The sequence below is a fragment of the Pseudomonas weihenstephanensis genome, from assembly GCF_001043055.1.
Lineage (GTDB): Bacteria > Pseudomonadota > Gammaproteobacteria > Pseudomonadales > Pseudomonadaceae > Aquipseudomonas > Aquipseudomonas weihenstephanensis.
The window spans coordinates 164,195-182,900 of the sequence record NZ_JYLF01000003.1; the positions used below are offsets into that span (position 1 = coordinate 164,195).

Sequence of the window (18,706 nt, forward strand, 5' to 3'; positions counted from 1 at the left end):
GGGGCGCGCATGCTCGACATTCAAGACATGCTCGTGCGCCGTGGCAGCGGCGCGCAGGCGCACAGCGTGCGCTTGGCGACCTTGCAGGTGAAGCCCGGAGAAATTCTGGCCATCACCGGTGAAAGTGGCTGCGGCAAAAGCACCTTGCTCGAAGCCATCGGCCTGTTGCTGCAACCGGTTGAGCTGGGGCGTTTCAGCCTCGGCCCGCCGCGCGCCTCGCTGGACATCGCGCAGATGCTGGCGGGCAACGACCAACCGGCGCTGTCGCAGGTGCGTTCGCGGCACTTGGGTTTCATCTTGCAGAGTGGCGGCCTGCTGCCGTTTTTGAGCGTGCGCGACAACATCAGCCTGCCCCGGCGTTTGTTGGGCATGCCAGCAGAGAGTGCGCAGGTAGATCGCGCGGTCCACGCCCTGCGCCTCGACGGCTTGCTCGGCAAACTGCCGCAGGCCTTGTCCATCGGTGAGCGCCAGCGTGTGGCGTGTGTGCGGGCCATCGCCCATGAACCGCAATTGCTGCTGGCTGACGAACCCACGGCTTCACTCGATCCGCACAGCGCCAAGCGTCTGTTTGAGTTGTTGCTCAGCCTGGTTAACGAGTTGGGCTTGAGCGCGCTGGTGGTGTCCCACGACTGGGCGCTGGTGCGCGACTTTGGCTTGCCGCGCCTGGGCGCGGTCAGCCGTCAGGGAGAAACACTGTTTGAAGCGATGGATTAGCCGCCTCGGCCTGCTCGGTTCGCTGGCGGTCCAGGACCTCTGGCACGACCGCAAAGTGTCATTCTGTATCGCCGCCTCGCTGGTGGCGGTGATCGCGCCGCTGTTGCTGCTGTTCGGACTCAAACACGGGGTGGTCAGCCAGTTGCAGAACGAACTGCTGAGCGATCCGCGCAACCTTGAAGTGAAAATGCTCAGCAGCGGCAATTACGACACGGCGTGGATCGAGCGTTTGCGCCTGCAACCTGAGGTCGGTTTTGCCATCGGCCAGACCCGCTCGCTTAATACGCAGGCTGACCTGTTGGTGGGCATGCAGCGTTTTGTCGAAAACGCCGAAATCATTCCCAGCGATGCGGGCGACCCGCTGCTTAACCTGCCGCAGATCCGCCTCGACGGCCAACAAGTGATTCTCAGTGATCGCGCCGCCCAGCGTTTGCAGGCCAAGGTCGGTGATAACGTGCGTTTGCGCGTCTCACGGCGTCTAGACGGGATCAATGAGCGCGGCGAACTGAATGTGCAGGTGGTGGCCGTGCTCGATGCCGCACGCTTTGGCCGCGCCGCAGGTTTTGTCGCGCCGCCGTTGCTGCTGCAACTTGAGCGTTTTCGCGACGGCTATCAGGTGCCCGCGTTTGGCCTTGACACCGGTAAGCCGCAGGGGGAGCTGCAACCGCTTTACGCCCGTGCTCGCGTGTATGCCCGCGACATCGATGCGGTCGCGCCGCTGGAGCGCTGGCTCAACCAACAAAACATCGAAACCGCCAGCCGTTTGGCCGATATCGACAACGTTAAAGCCATCAACCATGTGCTGGGCCTGATCTTCGGCGTGATTGCCGCGGCGGCGCTGATCGGCTGTATTGCCTCGATGATCGGCGCCTTTTTGGCCAACATCGACCGCAAGCGCAAAAGCCTCGCGGTGCTGCGCTTGCTCGGTTTTACCAGCCCGGCGGTGGCCGGATTCGTCATCGCCCAAGCGTTGTTGTTGAGCCTGGTGGGCTATGTCGGCGGTCTCGCATTTTATGGGGTCGGCAGCCTGCTGTTCGACCACTTGCTCGGCAGCAGTCAGGCCACTGGCACCTTTGTTTGTCACATCACTGTCTGGCACGGGCTGGCAGCCCTGCTGATTGCTTTATTGGTCGCAGCACTGGTCGCCATTATCGGCGCGCTACGGGCCATCAGCATCCAACCTGCGGAGAGTCTGCGTGAGCTATAAACGTGTTGTGTTGATCGCATCCTTAAGCCTTGGCTACCTGCTCAACGCCTCGGCGGCGGGCTGGGACGAGAAGTATTACAACCCCGCGCCCGACGCCAATGACGTGGTGCTGCCAATGCCGTGCGACGGTGCAATGGTGTTTCGCAAGGTGTTCATCCCGGTGACCGGTCCGCTGGACGACTACCCGATCAACATTGGTCAGGACAGCCCGGAGTGGGGTTACGTCGAGCAAAAGCGCCCCTCGTTCATTGCGGGTAGCTTTACCGGCGCCAAGAGCGACAAGTCGCGTTACTACTTGATGGCCAAGTACGAAATGAGTCAGTTGCAATACCAGGCACTGACCGCCGAGACCTGCCCCGCACCGTCCAACAAACTGCGCTTGGCGCAAGTGGCCGTGAGCTGGGTGCAAGCCATCGACGCCAGCGACAAATACAACCTGTGGTTGCGCAAACATGCGGCCGACAAGTTGCCCAAAGAAGACGGCGCGCTGGGCTTTTTGCGCCTGCCGACTGAAACCGAGTGGGAGTTTGCTGCCCGTGGCGGGCTGGAAGTCGGCGCGGCTGAGTTCAGCGACACGCGCTACCCGATGCCCGAGGGCCTGAACGCCTACGAATGGTTCGGCGGCGCGCAATCGTCCAACGGCAAGTTGCAACTCACGGGCCTGCAAGAGCCCAACCCGCTGGGCCTGCATGACATGCTCGGCAACGCCGATGAAATGATGTTTGAACCGTTCCGCCTGAATAAACTCGACCGCCAGCACGGTCAGGCTGGCGGCTACGTGGTGCGCGGCGGCAACTACCTGACGCCGCAAGCGGACCTGCGCACAGCGCTGCGCAAGGAAGAGCCGTACTACAACGCTGACGGCCAGGTTAAAAACAAAACCACCGGCCTGCGGCTGGTGCTGGTCTCGCCCACGCTGACCTCGCGCGAACGCGTGGGCAGCATCGAGAAGAGCTGGAAAAAACTCGGCACCGGGACTCAAGAAGGCGATCAAGCCAAAGACAAAGGCGCTGTTCAAGAATTGAACAACCTGGCGTCGGCGGTCGAAGACAAAGCCCTCAAAGAGAAGCTGCAAGCCTTGGAGAACCAGCTGCGTGCCAGCAACCAGCAGCAGGAAGAAACCCGCGATCAGGCGATTCGCGCCAGCCTCAATCTGGGCGCCTTTTTGTGCACCAAGATGCTCGACGACGGCCAGTACCTGGACTTCTTGCAGAAAAACTACGCGCTTAACTGCGAATCCGAAGACAAAGACCCCAGCTGCGACATGCGTAAAGGCAAGCTGGAGGAGCAAAAAGACCGTCTGCACAAACTCAGCCGCTACTACGCCAGCAGCCTGGTGGAATCCGCCTCGTTGTATGGCCAGCCGCTGCTGGAGCCACAAGTGCCGGTGATGGAAGAAATCATCAGCCAGAACAAACAACTGCAAGAACTCAAACCTTACCTGCGCACCCACTGGGCGAATCAGAAGACCTACCTGCAAAAGCAGAAGATCGACACTGACGCCTGGCTGAAAAGCTGCAAGTCGGTCACCCAATAAGCCCAACACCTGTTTCAACAAGGAGCAATACGATGATGCGCAGCCTGTGGTCCTCATCCAAATTACTGATCAGTTTTGTACTCACAGGCAGCCTGCTGCTGGGGGGTTGCGCCAGCACCGGCAGCGGCATGTTGGGGGCGGGCGCTCCGGCACCGGACCCACGCCTGACTCAGGGCACCGATGCCGAGTTCTTCAGCAAGTCGGGTTATCAGGCGTGCGCGATGGGCGCGGGCGCGGCAATTCTGGCCTGCACTCTGTCTAACTCCGGCAACAAAGCGGTGTGCATGGTGGCCGCCGGTGTGGCAGCGTGTGGTGTGGCGATGGGCGCCAACTATTACGTGGATCAGCGTCGCAGCGAATACGCCAACACCTCGCAGCGTTTGCAGAAGTACAACAGCGACGTACAACTGGACACGCAAAAAGTCGTGACCCGTACCGCCACGGCCCAGCAAGTGATCAACGATGACAAGCAGCAGATCGCTCAGATCAAACGCGACCTGGCCAGCAAGAAAATCGACAAGGCCCAGGCACAGCAGCAGATTGCGGTCATCGACAGCAACATCGCGCAGTTGCGTAACGAAGTGAACAACATGAAGACCAAAGTCGCAGGCTACAACGACGTGGTGAAAGTCGAGCGCGCCCAGGGCAATGCGCCTGAGCTTAAGCAAATGGATGCCAACATTTCGAAGATGAACCAGAAAGTGGCCAGCCTGCAAAAAGAAGTCGATGGTTTGTACAGCCAGCGCTCCGCGATCACGTTGGGTTAAGACCATGAATACACGATTGATTCTGGGTTTTGCTGCTTTATTGGCGCTGTCTGGCTGCGCCACCCAACCGGGTGAATGTGACGCCAACAACCGAGACGCGAGCCTGTTCACCAAAGTGAACTGCGACGCGGGCGGCGGTTACAGCGAGCAGATTCGCCAAAACGAAACGGAGCTGGCCAAGTCGCAGCAAGAAAACGCGATGTTCCATCAGGTCTATCAAGACATTGCCGCGCAACAAGCGGCCTCGCGCACTGACCTGCAAGCGCAGCAAAAATCTCAGGCGGCGTTGAACCAGTCGCTGAGCCAATTGCTCGGCTCGCTCAAGGCCCGCAAAGGTAACAAGGCGCAGGTTCAGCAGCAGATCGCCAGCCTTGAACAGCAGCTCAAGGCCGCGCAAGCCAAACCTGCCAGCAGCACTAACCCCAAGCAATTGGCGGCCAAGCAGGCAGAACTCAAAGCGCTGCAAAAGAAGGTTAACCAGCTGCAATTTAGCCTCGGTTACGAATAACCCCTTCGGGTGCATTCAGTCGGCGGCCTTGCGCCGCCGACGTCATTTTCAGGAACTCACTGCATGCAGCGCATTACCCGGGACGAGCACGCCACCTCAGCAGGGCTGGACGCGCTCAAAGCCAAGATCGCCTTGATCCTCAAGCACTTTCCACCTTCGGTGGCGAGTGTCTACGCGATCCCGCGGCTGGGCAGCGGCGATGTGGTGGAGTGGTGGACCGAGTTGGGCGGCCAGCCCACGCGCTTTCATGAGCTGGACGAAGACCGGCAGGTCGCGTTGCTGGAGCGTTACCACCAGCGCCAGGAAACCCTGGGGCTGTTGGCCGATGAGTTGGTCACCCGTGGCCAGTCGGAGCAGGCGGCCAGTTTGCGCACGCTGATTGGCCCGCCAGACCTCAACAATCTTTACAGCATCAATGGCGATCCGGTGGTGGTGCGCTGGGGCCTGGCGCCGGAGCCGGTGGTCGCGCCGCCGCCCGCGCCCACCCCGCCGCCTGTGCCGCGCCCGGTGGTGGTGCGCCGCGTGTGGCGCGGCTGGCTGTGGTTGCTGCTCGGGTTGTTGTTGCTGGGCCTGTTGCTGTGGGCGTTATGGCATTGGCGTCTGCCGGCGATGAACCTGTTGCCGAGCCAGAACAACCACGTTTGCCGCGCCAAAACGCCGGTGGGCAGCGAGTTGCCGCCAGAGTTTGTGGTCATCCTCGACACTTCGGGGTCGATGAACCTCAACATCGACGCCACCAAGGACGATGAGGACTGGTACTTCAAGAGCCGTCCGCAACCCGAAGACGATGACCCGCGCACGGTCAAAATTTTCGCGGCGCAAACCCGTCTGGATGTGGCCAAGGCGTCGCTGACCGGGATGATCAACAACTTGCACCCGGACATCGACACGCGGTTGATGACGTTTGCCGGGTGTTTCCGTCAACCGGATCACGGCGTATTTAACGCCGCGCAGCGCCCGCAACTGATCGCGGGCATTCAAGGATTGACCGCCAATGAAGGCACGCCGTTGGCGTCGAGCCTGAAAAAAGCCGCCAGGCAGGTCAATGGCCGAGACCGCGATGCGGTGATCGTGATGTTTGTCGACGGCGACGATGGCTGCAACGAAAACGTCTGCAAAGTGGCGCAAAACATTGCCATCGAACAACCTCGTCTGCGGGTCAACGTGGTCAATATCGGCGACAGCTCGTTGTCCAACTGCATTGCAGAAAACACCGGTGGCAGCATCTACTCCAGCCGCAACGCCAGCGACTTGGCCAACGCCCTGAAAAACGCGACCGAGGCCGTTTCAGAATGTGATTAACGCGCAGGCGCTGCCGCCCACTGCGAGCGTTTGATTTAAACGTTCGCAGCCAGCGCCAGCGGCGGTTACGTTAAGCGCTGTACCTCAGGCAGGTGCATGGCCTGGACTTCCTGTTGCAAAAAGTCACTCAGGCGGCGCAAGCGCTCACCGCCGGGGCGGGTTTTTGGCCACACCAAGTAGTAATTTTCGCCACTGGCCACCGCCGTGCGGAACGGCAAACTCAGACGGCCCTGCGCCACGTCTTCGGCCACCATCAGCAAGTCGCCCATCGAAATGCCGTACCCGCGTGCGGCCGCGATCATGCCCAGTTCCAGGGTGTCGAACACCTGTCCGCCTTTGAGCGATACCTGCCCGGTCAAGCCCTGGCAGTCGAGCCAGCGGCGCCAGTCACGCCGGTCGGGGGTCGGGTGCAGCAACTCGGTGGTGGCCAGACGTTGAATATTCCAGGGCTGATCTGTGAGCAAATGGGGCGCGCCCACCGGAATCAACATTTCAGGAAACAGCAACGTTGCTTCCCAGTCAGGCGGGAAATGCCCGTTGCTCAGCAGCACGGCGCAGTCGAACGGTTCCTGATTGAAGTCGACGTGGTCGATGTCCATCCACGCGCTGGTCAGTTGCACTTCATTGCCCGCCTGCAAGTGCCGAAAGCGGCTCAGCCGCGCCAGTAACCAGCGCATGGTCAGGGTCGAAGGCGCCTTCATGCGCAAGATGTCATCTTCGGCGCGCAACGTGGTGCAGGCGCGTTCCAGCGCGATAAACCCTTCACGCACCCCCGGCACCAGCAAACGGGCGGCTTCGGTCAGTTGCAAGTGGCGGCCATTGCGCTGAAACAACCGACAGGCAAAGTGCGCTTCGAGGGTTTTGATATGGCGGCTTACCGCACTTTGTGTGATCGACAATTCGTCTGCCGCACGGGTAAACGAACTGTGGCGGGCTGCCGCTTCGAAGGCGCGCAAGGCATACAGAGGAGGAAGGCTACGCGACATGAGGAATATTCCTTGAATACACCGGATCAGGACTTATATGACGGCATCAGGTATGAGTTTTTATCATGTTATGGATCGTTTTTATCCCTTTGCTTAAAACACGCAAGGCGCCGAGAATCCAGCCTTTGAACGTATCTTAAGAAATCGAACCGATGACCAAACAGCATTCTGCCGCTATTGAACTCAAGGCCATCATGCGGTTGGCCGGGCCGCTGATCGCCTCGCAGTTGGCGCACATGTTGATGGTGCTCACCGACACGCTGATGATGGCGCGCCTGAGCCCCGAGGCTTTGGCAGGCGGCAGTCTGGGGGCGGCCAGCTACTCGTTTGTGTCGATCTTCTGCCTGGGGGTGATTGCGGCGGTGGGCACGCTGGTGTCGATCCGCCAGGGCGCGGGAGATATCGAGGGCGCTACCCGTCTGACCCAGGCCGGTGTGTGGCTGGCGTGGGGGCTGGCGCTGGGCGCGGCGCTGATCCTGTGGAACATCAAGCCGGTGTTGCTGTTATTCGGGCAAACCCCGAGCAACGTCGAGATGGCCGGGCAGTTTCTGTTGCTGCTGCCCTTCGCCCTGCCCGGCTACATGACATTCATGGCCTTGCGCGGCTTCACCAGCGCGATGGGTCGGCCGATGCCGGTCATGGTCATCAGCGTAATCGGCACGGTGGCGAACTTTTTACTCAACTACGCGCTGATCACCGGGATGTTCGGCTTGCCCAAGTTGGGTTTGATGGGCATCGGGCTGGTCACGGCCATTGTGGCGACTTGCATGGCGCTGGGCCTTGCCTGGCATATTCACCGGCATCCGGCCTACGACGCGTATCCCCTTCGCAAGGGGTTGTCGCGTATTAACCTGACCTACCTGCGCGAGCTGTGGCGCCTGGGTTTACCGATTGGCGGCACCTACGCCGTCGAAGTCGGCCTGTTTGCCTTCGCAGCGTTGTGCATGGGCACGATGGGCAGCACGCAACTGGCAGCGCATCAAATCGCGTTGCAGATCGTGTCAGCGGCGTTCATGGTCCCGGCGGGCATGTCGTATGCCATCACCATGCGCATTGGCCAGCATTATGGGGGTGGCGACTTGCTACGGGCGCGACTCGCAGGCCGGGTGGGCATCGGTTTTGGCGCGGCGACCATGTTGTGCTTTTCGTTTGTGTTTCTGGTGTGGCCTAAAGAGTTGGTCGGTTTGTTGCTCGATTACGACAATCTGGCGTTCCGCCCGGTGTTTGAACTAGCCATGAGCCTGTTGGCGGTGGCCGCGTGGTTCGAACTGTTCGACGGTGCGCAAACCATTGCTATGGGCGCCATTCGCGGTCTTAAAGACGCCAAGACCACTTTTTTGGTCGGCCTGTTTTGCTATTGGGCGATTGGCGCACCGCTGGCCTGGGTGTTGGCGTTCACCTTCAATTGGGGGCCTGCGGGCGTGTGGTGGGGGTTGGCGGTGGGCCTGGCGTGCGCCGCCATCAGTCTGACGCTGGCATTTGAATGGAAGATGCGGCGCATGCTCAAGCGTGCGAGCAATGCTGCCATCACCGTGTAGTCACTGCCGAGTAATGCGGCTATGCGGTTTTACGGGTGCGATGCGTGGCCGGCAACAGCGTATCGGCCGCTGTCTTGGGTCAGGAACGTGACCAATTCGGCCAGTGGTAACGGCTTGCTGATCAAATAGCCTTGCACCTGATCGCAGCCAAAACTGCGCAGCAGTGCCAATTGCTCAGGCGTTTCGACGCCCTCAGCGACCACTTCCAGCTTGAGGTTGTGCGCCAGGTTGATCATGGCAGGCACCAACTGGCGGTTTTCTTCGCGGCTTTCAATACCGCCAACGAAGCTTTTATCAATCTTGAGCAGGGTGATCGGCAGGCTGTTGAGGTGCACAAAGGACGAAAATCCGGTGCCGAAGTCGTCCAGCGAGAAGCGCACGCCCAAGCGTCCCAGTGCATCCATCGTTTGCTTGACCAGGTCGCTGCGCCGCATCACGGCGGTCTCGGTCAGCTCAAATTCCAGCCATTGCGCTTCAACCCCGCGCTCGGTGATCAAGCGGCTGAGGGTGGAGAGCAACTGGCTGTCCTGAAACTGGCGAAACGACAGGTTGACCGCCATGTGCAACGGCGCCAGCCCGCGTTCGCGCAGGGCCTGCATGTCACGCAATGCGCGCGAAATCACCCAGTAACCCAAGGGTACGATCAGCCCGCTTTGCTCGGCCAGCGGCACAAATTCGCTGGGGGCCAACAAGCCGCGCTCGCTGTGACGCCAGCGCACCAGCGCTTCGAGGCCGACAATTTGCCCGCTGGCCAAGTCCAGGCGCGGCTGGTAGTGCAGTTCCAGTTCGTCACGGCGCAACGCCCGGCGCAGCTCGCTTTCGAGATCGGCCAGGCTGCGTGCGTTGCGATTGATGCGCTCATTGAACAGGTGATACGTGCAGCCCTGGGTGCTTTTGGCTTGCTGCATGGCGATGTGTGCGTGCCACATCAGCGGGTCAGCCCCGGCATTGGCCCGAGCGTGGGCGATGCCCAGACTGCAACCAATCAGCAGGCTTTCGCCGTCGACCCAATACGGTTCGGCCAGCGCTTCGGTGATGCGCTCAGCGATCAGTTCAGCGCGTTCGGGGGCGCGGCGAGTGTCGATCAACAGCGCAAACTCGTCGCTGCCCAGTCGTGCCAATTGATCGCCCGCCTCTAGCTGGCTTTTGAGTCGCGCCACCACTTGCAGGATCAGGCGGTCGCCCGCTTGATGCCCAAGGGCGTCGTTGGCATGACGAAAGTTGTCCAGATCAAGGTGCCCGAGGGCGATGCCGCGCCCTTCGCTTTCGGCCAGCCGCACCGCCAGCAAGGTCTGAAAACCCTGGCGATTGGCGATACCGGTCAGCGGGTCTTCTTCGGCCAGGCGCTGCAAGGTGTGTTCGAGCACGCCACGCTCGCGCACATGGCGCAAGCTGCGGCGCAGCGAATCAGCGTTCAGTTGGGGGGCCACTAACCAGTCGCTGACCCCTTGGGGCGTTGCCTCGGGTTCGGTGTCCAGCAACAAAATCGTCGACAACCGGCAGCGACCCGGTGCGGGCTGTAGCGTGGGGGTGGTCAGCAACAACGCGTGGCGGTCGTTTTCGAACAGATAGCTGACAGCTTCCCAATTGGGCGCGCACACCAGCACGGCTGCGCCTTTCATTGGCGCCAGACACTCGCGCAATAACGCTGCCCAAGAAGGCTCTTGGGCCAGTAGCAGCAAACGCAAGGGTTCGACAGGCGTAGACAAGCTGGCTCCCTAGACTCTGCAATAATTTCAGGCGGTGGGCATTATGACGCGCCGCCGACCAATGGCAAATGACACTGGTTATCAAATACATATTTGCAGTCATAACAGAACGGTAGCCGCCAATTTGGCCGGCATCCTGCGCGAAGGTAACAAAAGCAGAAAATTTAGACAGAGTGTTACGTCACACTGTCGCAGAGTGGCAGCAATATTTGCTCAGCCTGTTAAAATGCCCGCCCTTTTCAGATACGACCCCCTGACCCGTCATGTCCCGACTCAATCCCCGGCAGCAAGAAGCCGTGAGCTACGTCGGCGGCCCTCTTTTGGTGCTCGCCGGCGCAGGCTCCGGCAAAACCAGCGTGATTACCCGCAAAATCGCGCACCTGATCCAGAACTGTGGCGTGCGCGCTCAGTACATTGTCGCCATGACCTTTACCAACAAGGCCGCGCGCGAGATGAAGGAGCGGGTGGGCACGTTGCTCAAAAAGGGCGAAGGCCGGGGCCTGACTGTGAGTACCTTTCACAACCTGGGACTCAATATCATCCGCAAGGAACACGCGCGGCTGGGCTACAAACCGGGGTTTTCGATCTTTGACGAAGCGGACGTCAAAGCGCTGATGACTGACATCATGCAAAAGGAATACTCGGGCGACGACGGGGTCGACGAAATCAAGAACATGATCGGCTCGTGGAAAAACGACCTGATCCTGCCGCCTCAGGCGCTGGAAAACGCCCGCAACCCCAAAGAGCAAACGGCCGCGATCGTTTATACCCACTACCAGCGCACTCTCAAAGCCTACAACGCCGTGGACTTTGACGACTTGATCCTGCTGCCGGTGAAGCTGTTCGAAGAACACGCCGACATCCTCGAAAAGTGGCAGAACAAGGTGCGCTACCTGTTGGTGGATGAGTATCAGGACACCAACGCCAGCCAGTATTTGCTGGTCAAGTACCTGATCGGCACACGCAATCAGTTCACCGTGGTGGGCGATGACGATCAGTCGATCTACGCCTGGCGCGGCGCCCGCCCGGAAAACCTGATGCTGCTCAAGGACGATTACCCGTCCTTGAAAGTGGTGATGCTGGAGCAAAACTACCGCTCCACCAGCCGTATTTTGCGTTGCGCCAACGTGCTGATTTCTAACAACCCGCATGCCTTTGAAAAACAGCTGTGGAGCGAAATGGGCCACGGTGATGAGGTGCGGGTCATTCGTTGCCGCAACGAAGACGCCGAGGCCGAGCGGGTGGCGGTCGAGATCCTCACCTTGCACCTGCGCACTGACCGGCCGTACAGCGACTTTGCGATCCTGTACCGCGGTAACTATCAGGCCAAACTGATTGAGCTGAAGTTGCAGCACCATCAGATTCCTTATCGTCTGTCAGGCGGCAACAGCTTCTTCGGACGTCAGGAAGTGAAAGACCTGATGGCCTACTTCCGTTTGATTGTGAACCCGGATGACGACAACGCGTTTTTGCGCGTGATCAACGTCCCACGCCGGGAGATCGGTTCTACGACACTGGAAAAGCTCGGTAACTACGCGACCGAACGCAAAATTTCGATGTACGCAGCCACCGACGAAATCGGCCTGGGCGAGCACCTCGATGCGCGCTACACCGACCGCCTGGCGCGGTTCAAACGGTTTATGGACCGTGTGCGCCAGCAATGCTCGGGCGAAGACCCGATCTCGGCGTTGCGCAGCATGATCATGGACATCGACTACGAAAACTGGCTGCGCACCAACAGTTCCAGTGAGAAGGCGGCGGACTACCGCATGTCCAACGTCTGGTTCTTGGTCGAGGCGTTGAAAAACACCCTCGAAAAAGACGAAGACGGCGCCATGACCGTCGAGGAAGCCATCGGCAAGCTGGTGTTGCGCGACATGCTCGAACGCCAGCAGGAAGAGGAAGACGGCGCCGAAGGCGTGCAGATGATGACGTTGCACGCGTCCAAAGGGCTGGAATTCCCTTACGTGTTCATCATGGGCATGGAAGAAGAAATCCTGCCGCACCGTTCCAGCATTGAAGCCGACACCATCGAAGAAGAACGGCGTCTTGCCTACGTGGGTATTACCCGCGCCCGTCAGACACTGGCGTTTACCTTTGCAGCGAAGCGTAAGCAGTACGGCGAAATCATCGACTGTGCGCCGAGTCGCTTCCTGGATGAGTTGCCGCCGGACGATCTGGCCTGGGAAGGCAACGACGACACCCCTACCGAAGTTAAAGCGGTTCGCGGAAATACAGCATTGGCCGATATACGCGCCATGCTTAAACGCTAAAATCGACTATTTTTTCATTCTACCTTCAGCGCATAAGCGCTATTTGAGGACGTTACGTTGGAAGCACTGCACAAGAAAATTCGCGAAGAAGGCATCGTGCTTTCCGATCAGGTTTTGAAGGTCGACGCCTTTTTGAACCATCAGATCGATCCGCAACTGATGAAAGAGATCGGCGACGAGTTCGCGCGTTTGTTCAAGGATGCGGGCATCACCAAGATCGTCACCATCGAAGCGTCGGGCATTGCCCCGGCTGTGATGACGGGCTTGAACCTGGGCGTACCGGTCATTTTTGCCCGTAAGCACCAGTCGTTGACCCTGACTGAAAACCTGCTGACGGCCACGGTGTACTCCTTCACCAAGCAGACCGAAAGCACCGTTGCGATCTCGCCGCGTCACCTCAAAAGCACCGACCGCGTGCTGGTGATCGACGACTTCCTGGCGAACGGCAAAGCCTCGCAGGCGCTGATTTCGATCATCAAACAAGCGGGCGCGACTGTTGCAGGTCTGGGCATCGTGATCGAGAAGTCGTTTCAGGGCGGCCGTGCCGAACTGGACGCGCAGGGTTATCGCGTTGAGTCGCTGGCCCGGGTTAAATCCCTGGCAGACGGCCACGTGACCTTTATCGATTAAGTCCGCTTGCCCCTGCTTTCGTAGCAGCCGCCTTCGCCAGCTGCTACGAAGAGCGGTGTCTGCTATTTGGCCGTGGCCTGTAACCCCGCCAGCAGCAAGCGCTGATACAGCTCTTCGCGCAGGCCACTGGGGTGTGCCAGTTGCATGCGTTCCAGGTGTTGCGCGAAGGCTTGCGGCGACGGTGCGTCGAGGGTGGCTTTGCCCAGTTCGTAGATTTGCGTGAGTTTGAATTTGCTCTTGAGCCAGTTCAAGGCTCGCAGCAGGTCTTGTTCCTGTGCGCTGAAATCACTCCCCAGCGGGTATTCGGGAAATAAGTGCGGGTGGCGCGCCGCTATCGCCTGCAAGCGTTCTGGGCTGTTGTCGGCAAAGCGCGGATCAAGGCAGAAGTCCTTGGGCAATTTGCCGATCTGCTGTGCCTGCTCGATCAGTTCGGTCTGGAAACGCGAGTCGGTGATGTTGAGCAAGGCTTCGATGACCTTGCGGTCGGTCTTGCCACGTAGATCGGCAATCCCGTATTCGGTGATCACGATGTCGCGCAAGTGCCGCGGGATGGTGCAGTGGCCGTACTCCCAGACGATGTTGGAACTCACCTCCCCGCCCGACTCGCGCCAACTGCGCAGAATAATGACCGAGCGTGCGTCATGCAGCGCGTGGCCCTGGGCGACGAAGTTGTATTGCCCGCCCACGCCGCTGAGCACGCGGCCGTCCTGTAACTGGTCGGCTACACCGGCGCCGAGCAGGGTCATGGTGAATGCGCTGTTCACAAACCGTGCATCACGCCGTTGCAGGCGCTTGAGTGCTTCCTGGCCGTACAGCTCGTTGATAAAACTGATAGCCGTCATGTTGAATTCACAGCGTCTGCTGTGGGGCAGTTCTCTTAAGCGCTGGTAAAAACTGGCGGGGCCGAGGATGAAACCGCCATGCACGCAGACGCCATCGGTGTGCAGGCTTTCGTCCAGCGTGCCGGCATTGGCCTGCGCCTGACGCTCCTCATCGGCATACACCTTACGCCGCACAATGCCTGCGTCCGCGAGCACCATCAGCCCGTGCACGAACATTTCACTGCATCCGTACAGGCCCTGAGCGAAAGGATTGAGCCCGCCTTCGCGCTCGATGAGCGTGCCCCAGGGCGTGACGTCCACCTCATCGAGCAACGCGCGATAACCCGCGTTATCGGCCTGACGCGCCAACAAAGCCGCCACCAGAGCATCGCCCATTGCGCCAATGCCGATCTGTAAGGTGCCGCCGTCGCGTACCAGGGTACTGGCGTGCAACCCGATGAAGTGGTCTTGCGTGCTCACCGGCATGTTGGGCGTCGAAAACAGTGTGGTGCGTTCATCTTCGTCGATCAGCAGGTCAAAATCCTCGGCCTGTAACTCTGAGTCGCCGGGCATGAAGGGCAAGTCTGCGTGCACATGGCCGAGCAGCAAAATGGTTTCACCTGCGGCGCGGCGTTTGGCGATCATCGGCAGTAAATCGAGGGTGATGTCGGGGTTGCAGCTCAGGCTCAGGCGCCTGGCATCCTGCGGGTCGCGGGCGATGAGTTGCGCCACCAGGTTCAGGCCGCTGGCGTTGATGTCGCGGGCGGCATGGCTGTAGTTGCTGCTGACGTAATCTTGCTGGGCGGGCGGGCTGTTGAGCAGGCTGCCCGGTTGCATGAAGAACTGTTCGACATGGATGTTGTGGGGCAAGGTGTTGCGGTGCAAGTCGCCAAGGAAATCCAGTTCGATGTAATCGCCGAAAACCCGTTCAATGAAGGGCTCCAGAAATTGGCGCTGCAACCCTTCACCCAACGCCGGCCGACCCAGGCTGAGTGCGGTGTAGATCGTCAAATGCCGCTCGGGCAGTTGCCTGATGCGCTGATACAGCGCGTTGACGAAACGGTTGGCCTTGCCCAGGCCCAGCGGCAAACCCAGGTGGATATGCGGGGGCAGCCGCGCCAGCACGTCATCCACTGCGCATTCGATTGAACAGGACTGCACCATCTGATCCTCCTAAACCATCCATGTGTAGAGATGTGACTGAGCGTGACGGGTGTTGGTTGCACTGTAACCCTGCCTTCACTGATCAGAACAGGAACAGCGCGTTTATCAGGCGCTGGGGTCGTCTTCACGTTTGGGCATGCGGGTGTTGATTGATAAATAGAAGGGTGCCCTGTGCGGGTGCTCAGGGAACCAGACAATCGCATCCTGATAGTCCGGTGGATGCACTGGGTTGACCAGAATCTTGTTGGCCTGTTCGGTTGGCGGGAATACCCAGGCCGTCGGGTTCAGCGTGACGCCTTCGAGCGCCGGGATACTCATGACTGACGCGGGGTCTGCGGCCGGCGTCCAGATGACTTCGATGCCGCAGCCCATGTCTGCTACCCGTTGATCGCCGCGTGCTTGCGCGGCAATCACCGGTACGCGCTGCCATTGGGATTGGGTGCCCGTATAAAAACCGTAGGCGCTCACCGAACCGTCTGACAGGCGTTTGACGTTCAAGCGCACGCGGGTGTTGCCATCGGTGAGGTGGGCGTATTGCTCGGCGCGATAAAAGGCGCTGTCGCCTGAATTGGTGCTGGGCATCAACACGGTAACGATGACGTTGGTTTGTGGCAGTGCCGTGGCCGATAGCGTTCCCTGCAGGCGTGCGCCAAAGATCCTGGCGCTGGTTGAGCCGCCAATCCATTGCAAGGGTGTGTCTGTATGGCTGGCCTTGACGGTGGTGCCCAGTACGGCATAGGCGCCGTACTGGGTCAGCGCTTCGACGGGTACAAAGTCGTTGTAGTTGTTGAAGTCCATCAGCCCGTCAGGCAATGCACATGACTTGGCGAACACGCAGCCCCGGGTCAGCCTGACGGGTGCTTTGGCCACGGCTGTATGCGTTTGTGCGGCCTTGTGTTGTTGGCGGCACGCGGCACATGGGCAACGCGGGTGAAGGGTAGCGACGCAGGTTTCGTACACAAGCGTGATTCACTGGCTGGAGGTTGTCGTGATGCTAGCCAAGCGCCGGTACGGGGCATGTAGGAGGATTCTGAGATGCTTAAGTGGGTTTGTAACCGGGCATTTCAATTGTTCGGAGGGGGGCGGGAATAAAGGCGCACAGTGGCGACCTGGAAAACAGGCACAAAAAAGCCGCCCATCAGCGGCTTTTTTGCAGGAGATCGGTTTATTTCAAACCAGACATCTTCTCGATGGCGCCTTTCAGGTCTTCATCGGAGCACGTCATGCACGTGCCTTTTGGCGGCATGGCGTTGATACCGGTGATGGCCTTGGCCAGGATGCCGTCGAGGCCGCCCTGGTGATCAGCACGTTCTTTCCAGGCAGCGGTGTCACCGATTTTCGGTGCGCCCAGCAGCCCGGTACTGTGGCAAGCGCTGCAATGCTTGGCGATGATGTCATCAGCCGACATACCACCGCCGCCGCCCACAGAGGCCGTCACTTCCATCCCTTTACATTCTTGCCCTTGAATGCAGACCTTACCGACCGGTTCAAGGCGTTTTGCAATGTCATCGTTCGTTGTTGCCTGAGCGTTGACTGCCCATAGGGCCACTACTGTTGCTGGTACGGCCAGCATTTTCATAATTAGGTTCACGCGTTCACCCTCAATGGTGGCTAGTCACGCCCACAACCACGGTTTCGCGGGCGGCGAAAGTATAACGGTTAGCCCGCCACTCTGAAACAACCCTAAAGTAGAAGGGGTCTTATAAGTGGCGAAATGCAACGCGGGCGGCCTCTGCAAGGCGTGCAGGGCGCCTCGGTTCTTAGAAGTTCGCCGGGGTGGCTGCGCTGATTAGTCGCGCCGCGACGTCGAACGGATTACGGAAACGGTGCGGCTTGGCGCTTTCGAAATAGTAGCTGTCACCGGCTTCAAGCACGAAGGTCTCAAGACCTACGGTCAACTCAAGGCGACCTTCCACCAAAATGCCGGTTTCTTCACCTTCGTGGGTCAGCATCTCGTCGCCAGTGTCGGCGCCCGGCGGGTAAATTTCGTTCAGGAAGGCAATGGCGCGACTGGGGTGGGCGCGGCCGACCAGCTTCATGGTCACGGCACCGTCCGAAATGTCGATCAGCTCATTGGCTTTGTAGACAATCTGCGTGGGTTTTTCTTGAAGTATTTCTTCGGAAAAGAACTCGACCATAGACATGGGGATGCCACTCAGCACTTTTCTCAGCGAACTGATCGAGGGGCTGACGCTGTTCTTTTCGATCATTGAAATGGTGCTATTGGTGACGCCCGCCCGTTTGGCGAGTTCACGCTGAGATAGCCCTTTCAGTTTGCGGATGGATTGCAGTCGTTCACCGACGTCCAATGCGGGAGCCTCCTAGGGTTCAGATTCAGGTCGAATTGGCGCCATCATGGCGATAGCGTTCAGTATTTACAACACTTCGACTTCAATCCTGTGCGCCCGTTTGGCCCCGCACCTTGCACGTAGCCCATCAGCTCCCGGAATAGAGGCGTGGCACGCGTTTTAAGTTACAAAAGATCTGGTAAGGAATGGTTTCAGCGTGGGCCGCCACTTCACTGGCGAGGATGTTTTTACCCCACAGTTCAACGTTCGAACCCAGCCCTGCGTGTGGTACATCGGTGAGGTCGATGCACAACATGTCCATCGACACGCGGCCCAGCAACCGGCTACGTTGACCGGCCACCCACACGGGGGTGCCCGTAGGTGCCTGACGCGGATAACCGTCGGCATAACCCATGGCCACAACGCCGATACGCATGGGACGGTCGGTGACGAATTTGGCGCCGTAGCCCACGGGTTCGCCTACGGGTAGTTCGCGCACGCAAATCACTTTGGATTCCAGCGTCATGACCGCCTGCAAGCGCTCGGCAAGCACCTGCGACTCTTCAAACGGCGTGCTGCCGTAAAGCATCAATCCAGGGCGTACCCAATCGCTCGGGACCTGGGGCCAGCCGAGCACGGCGGGGGAGTTACGCAAGCTGACTTCAGCCGACAACTCGGCGCGGGCGGCCTGAAACACCGCCAGCTGTTCATCACTGCGGCCGCAGCCCAGCTCATCGGCCCGCGAAAAGTGGCTCATCAGGACGATTTTTGCGACGTTGGCACAGGCTTGCAGGCGCTGATAAGCGGCCTTGTAGTCCGAGGGATGCAGACCCACGCGGTGCATGCCGGAGTCGAGTTTGAGCCACACGTTGATCGGTTTGGCGAGGCGGGCCTGCTCGATGTCGTCCAGTTGCCACAACGAATGCACCACACACCACAAATCGTGTTCAACGATCAGCGGCAGTTCATCGGCAGTGAAAAACCCCTCAAGTAGCAGGATCGGGGCGCCAATACCAGCCGCACGCAGCTCCAGCGCTTCTTCAATGCACGCGACGGCGAACCCGTCGGCCTGCGCTTCAAGCGCTTGGGCGCAACGCACGGCACCGTGGCCATAAGCGTCGGCCTTGATCACGGCAAGGGCTTTGGCGCCCGTCACTTCGCGGGCCAGTTGGTAGTTGTGACGCAGGGCTTGAAGGTCGATCAGGGCACGGGCTGGGCGCATGGCGGGCTTCTAACGGCTGTTGAATAAAAAACCGGCGCTC

The 18,706-nt window shown here is 59.7% G+C and carries 16 protein-coding genes; 9 read left to right on the top strand and 7 right to left on the bottom strand.

Annotated elements, in window-relative coordinates:
- Positions 1 to 9: 9 nt before the first annotated feature.
- The 6 genes from TU86_RS08325 to TU86_RS08350 all read left to right on the top strand — a co-directional run bounded on the left by TU86_RS08325 (position 10) and on the right by TU86_RS08350 (position 6,035).
- Positions 10 to 714 (top strand): ABC transporter ATP-binding protein, encoded by a 705-nt coding sequence (locus TU86_RS08325; RefSeq protein ID WP_048363828.1) that lies wholly within the window; start codon positions 10 to 12, stop codon positions 712 to 714.
- The gene (locus tag TU86_RS08330) at positions 698 to 1,921 is read left to right on the top strand and encodes an ABC transporter permease (protein ID WP_048363829.1); all 1,224 of its coding nucleotides are present in this window, start codon (positions 698 to 700) and stop codon (positions 1,919 to 1,921) included. The genes TU86_RS08325 and TU86_RS08330 overlap by 17 nt, the downstream gene beginning before the upstream one ends.
- The gene (locus TU86_RS08335) at positions 1,911 to 3,458 is read left to right on the top strand and encodes a formylglycine-generating enzyme family protein (RefSeq protein ID WP_048363830.1); all 1,548 of its coding nucleotides are present in this window, start codon (positions 1,911 to 1,913) and stop codon (positions 3,456 to 3,458) included. Before TU86_RS08330 ends, TU86_RS08335 begins: the two co-directional genes overlap by 11 nt.
- Positions 3,459 to 3,490: 32 nt before the next feature.
- Positions 3,491 to 4,225, top strand: a complete 735-nt coding sequence (locus TU86_RS08340) for a hypothetical protein (protein WP_048363831.1) — start codon at positions 3,491 to 3,493, stop codon at positions 4,223 to 4,225.
- A 4-nt stretch (positions 4,226 to 4,229) separates the two neighbouring features.
- Entirely contained in the window at positions 4,230 to 4,733 is a 504-nt protein-coding gene (locus tag TU86_RS08345) for a lipoprotein (RefSeq protein ID WP_048363832.1), read from the top strand.
- A gap of 63 nt (positions 4,734 to 4,796) precedes the next feature.
- Positions 4,797 to 6,035 (top strand): vWA domain-containing protein, encoded by a 1,239-nt coding sequence (locus TU86_RS08350; protein ID WP_048363833.1) that lies wholly within the window; start codon positions 4,797 to 4,799, stop codon positions 6,033 to 6,035.
- 65 nt (positions 6,036 to 6,100) lie between these two features.
- On the opposite strand, the gene TU86_RS08355 is transcribed toward TU86_RS08350, so the two are convergent.
- Positions 6,101 to 7,021 (bottom strand): LysR substrate-binding domain-containing protein, encoded by a 921-nt coding sequence (locus tag TU86_RS08355; protein WP_048363834.1) that lies wholly within the window; start codon positions 7,019 to 7,021, stop codon positions 6,101 to 6,103.
- Between the two features lie 152 nt (positions 7,022 to 7,173).
- Between TU86_RS08355 and TU86_RS08360 the strand changes: the two genes are divergently transcribed.
- Positions 7,174 to 8,559, top strand: coding sequence for a NorM family multidrug efflux MATE transporter (locus tag TU86_RS08360; protein WP_048363835.1), 1,386 nt, complete (start codon positions 7,174 to 7,176; stop codon positions 8,557 to 8,559).
- Between the two features lie 29 nt (positions 8,560 to 8,588).
- Here TU86_RS08360 and TU86_RS08365 read toward each other — a convergent pair whose 3' ends face one another.
- Positions 8,589 to 10,268: a putative bifunctional diguanylate cyclase/phosphodiesterase gene (locus TU86_RS08365; RefSeq protein ID WP_048363836.1), complete on the bottom strand. Its 1,680-nt coding sequence runs from the start codon at positions 10,266 to 10,268 to the stop codon at positions 8,589 to 8,591.
- A 263-nt stretch (positions 10,269 to 10,531) separates the two neighbouring features.
- Between TU86_RS08365 and rep the strand changes: the two genes are divergently transcribed.
- A complete protein-coding gene (gene rep, locus TU86_RS08370) occupies positions 10,532 to 12,541 on the top strand; it encodes a DNA helicase Rep (RefSeq protein WP_048363837.1) in 2,010 nt (669 codons plus the stop codon).
- A 57-nt stretch (positions 12,542 to 12,598) separates the two neighbouring features.
- Positions 12,599 to 13,171, top strand: a complete 573-nt coding sequence (locus TU86_RS08375; RefSeq protein ID WP_048363838.1) for a xanthine phosphoribosyltransferase — start codon at positions 12,599 to 12,601, stop codon at positions 13,169 to 13,171.
- Positions 13,172 to 13,233: 62 nt separating this feature from the next.
- On the opposite strand, the gene TU86_RS08380 is transcribed toward TU86_RS08375, so the two are convergent.
- The 5 genes from TU86_RS08380 to alr all read right to left on the bottom strand — a co-directional run bounded on the left by TU86_RS08380 (position 13,234) and on the right by alr (position 18,666).
- Positions 13,234 to 15,156 (bottom strand): acetyl-CoA hydrolase/transferase C-terminal domain-containing protein, encoded by a 1,923-nt coding sequence (locus TU86_RS08380; RefSeq protein ID WP_048363839.1) that lies wholly within the window; start codon positions 15,154 to 15,156, stop codon positions 13,234 to 13,236.
- A 105-nt stretch (positions 15,157 to 15,261) separates the two neighbouring features.
- Positions 15,262 to 16,026, bottom strand: a complete 765-nt coding sequence (locus TU86_RS08385; protein ID WP_239658774.1) for an S-type pyocin domain-containing protein — start codon at positions 16,024 to 16,026, stop codon at positions 15,262 to 15,264.
- A 295-nt stretch (positions 16,027 to 16,321) separates the two neighbouring features.
- Complete coding sequence (locus TU86_RS08390; RefSeq protein ID WP_048363840.1) at positions 16,322 to 16,735, bottom strand: c-type cytochrome; 414 nt, start codon at positions 16,733 to 16,735, stop codon at positions 16,322 to 16,324.
- A 181-nt stretch (positions 16,736 to 16,916) separates the two neighbouring features.
- Positions 16,917 to 17,465, bottom strand: a complete 549-nt coding sequence (locus TU86_RS08395; RefSeq protein ID WP_048363841.1) for a cupin domain-containing protein — start codon at positions 17,463 to 17,465, stop codon at positions 16,917 to 16,919.
- Between the two features lie 127 nt (positions 17,466 to 17,592).
- The gene (gene alr / locus TU86_RS08400; protein WP_048363842.1) at positions 17,593 to 18,666 is read right to left on the bottom strand and encodes an alanine racemase; all 1,074 of its coding nucleotides are present in this window, start codon (positions 18,664 to 18,666) and stop codon (positions 17,593 to 17,595) included.
- Between the last annotated feature and the right edge of the window lie 40 nt (positions 18,667 to 18,706).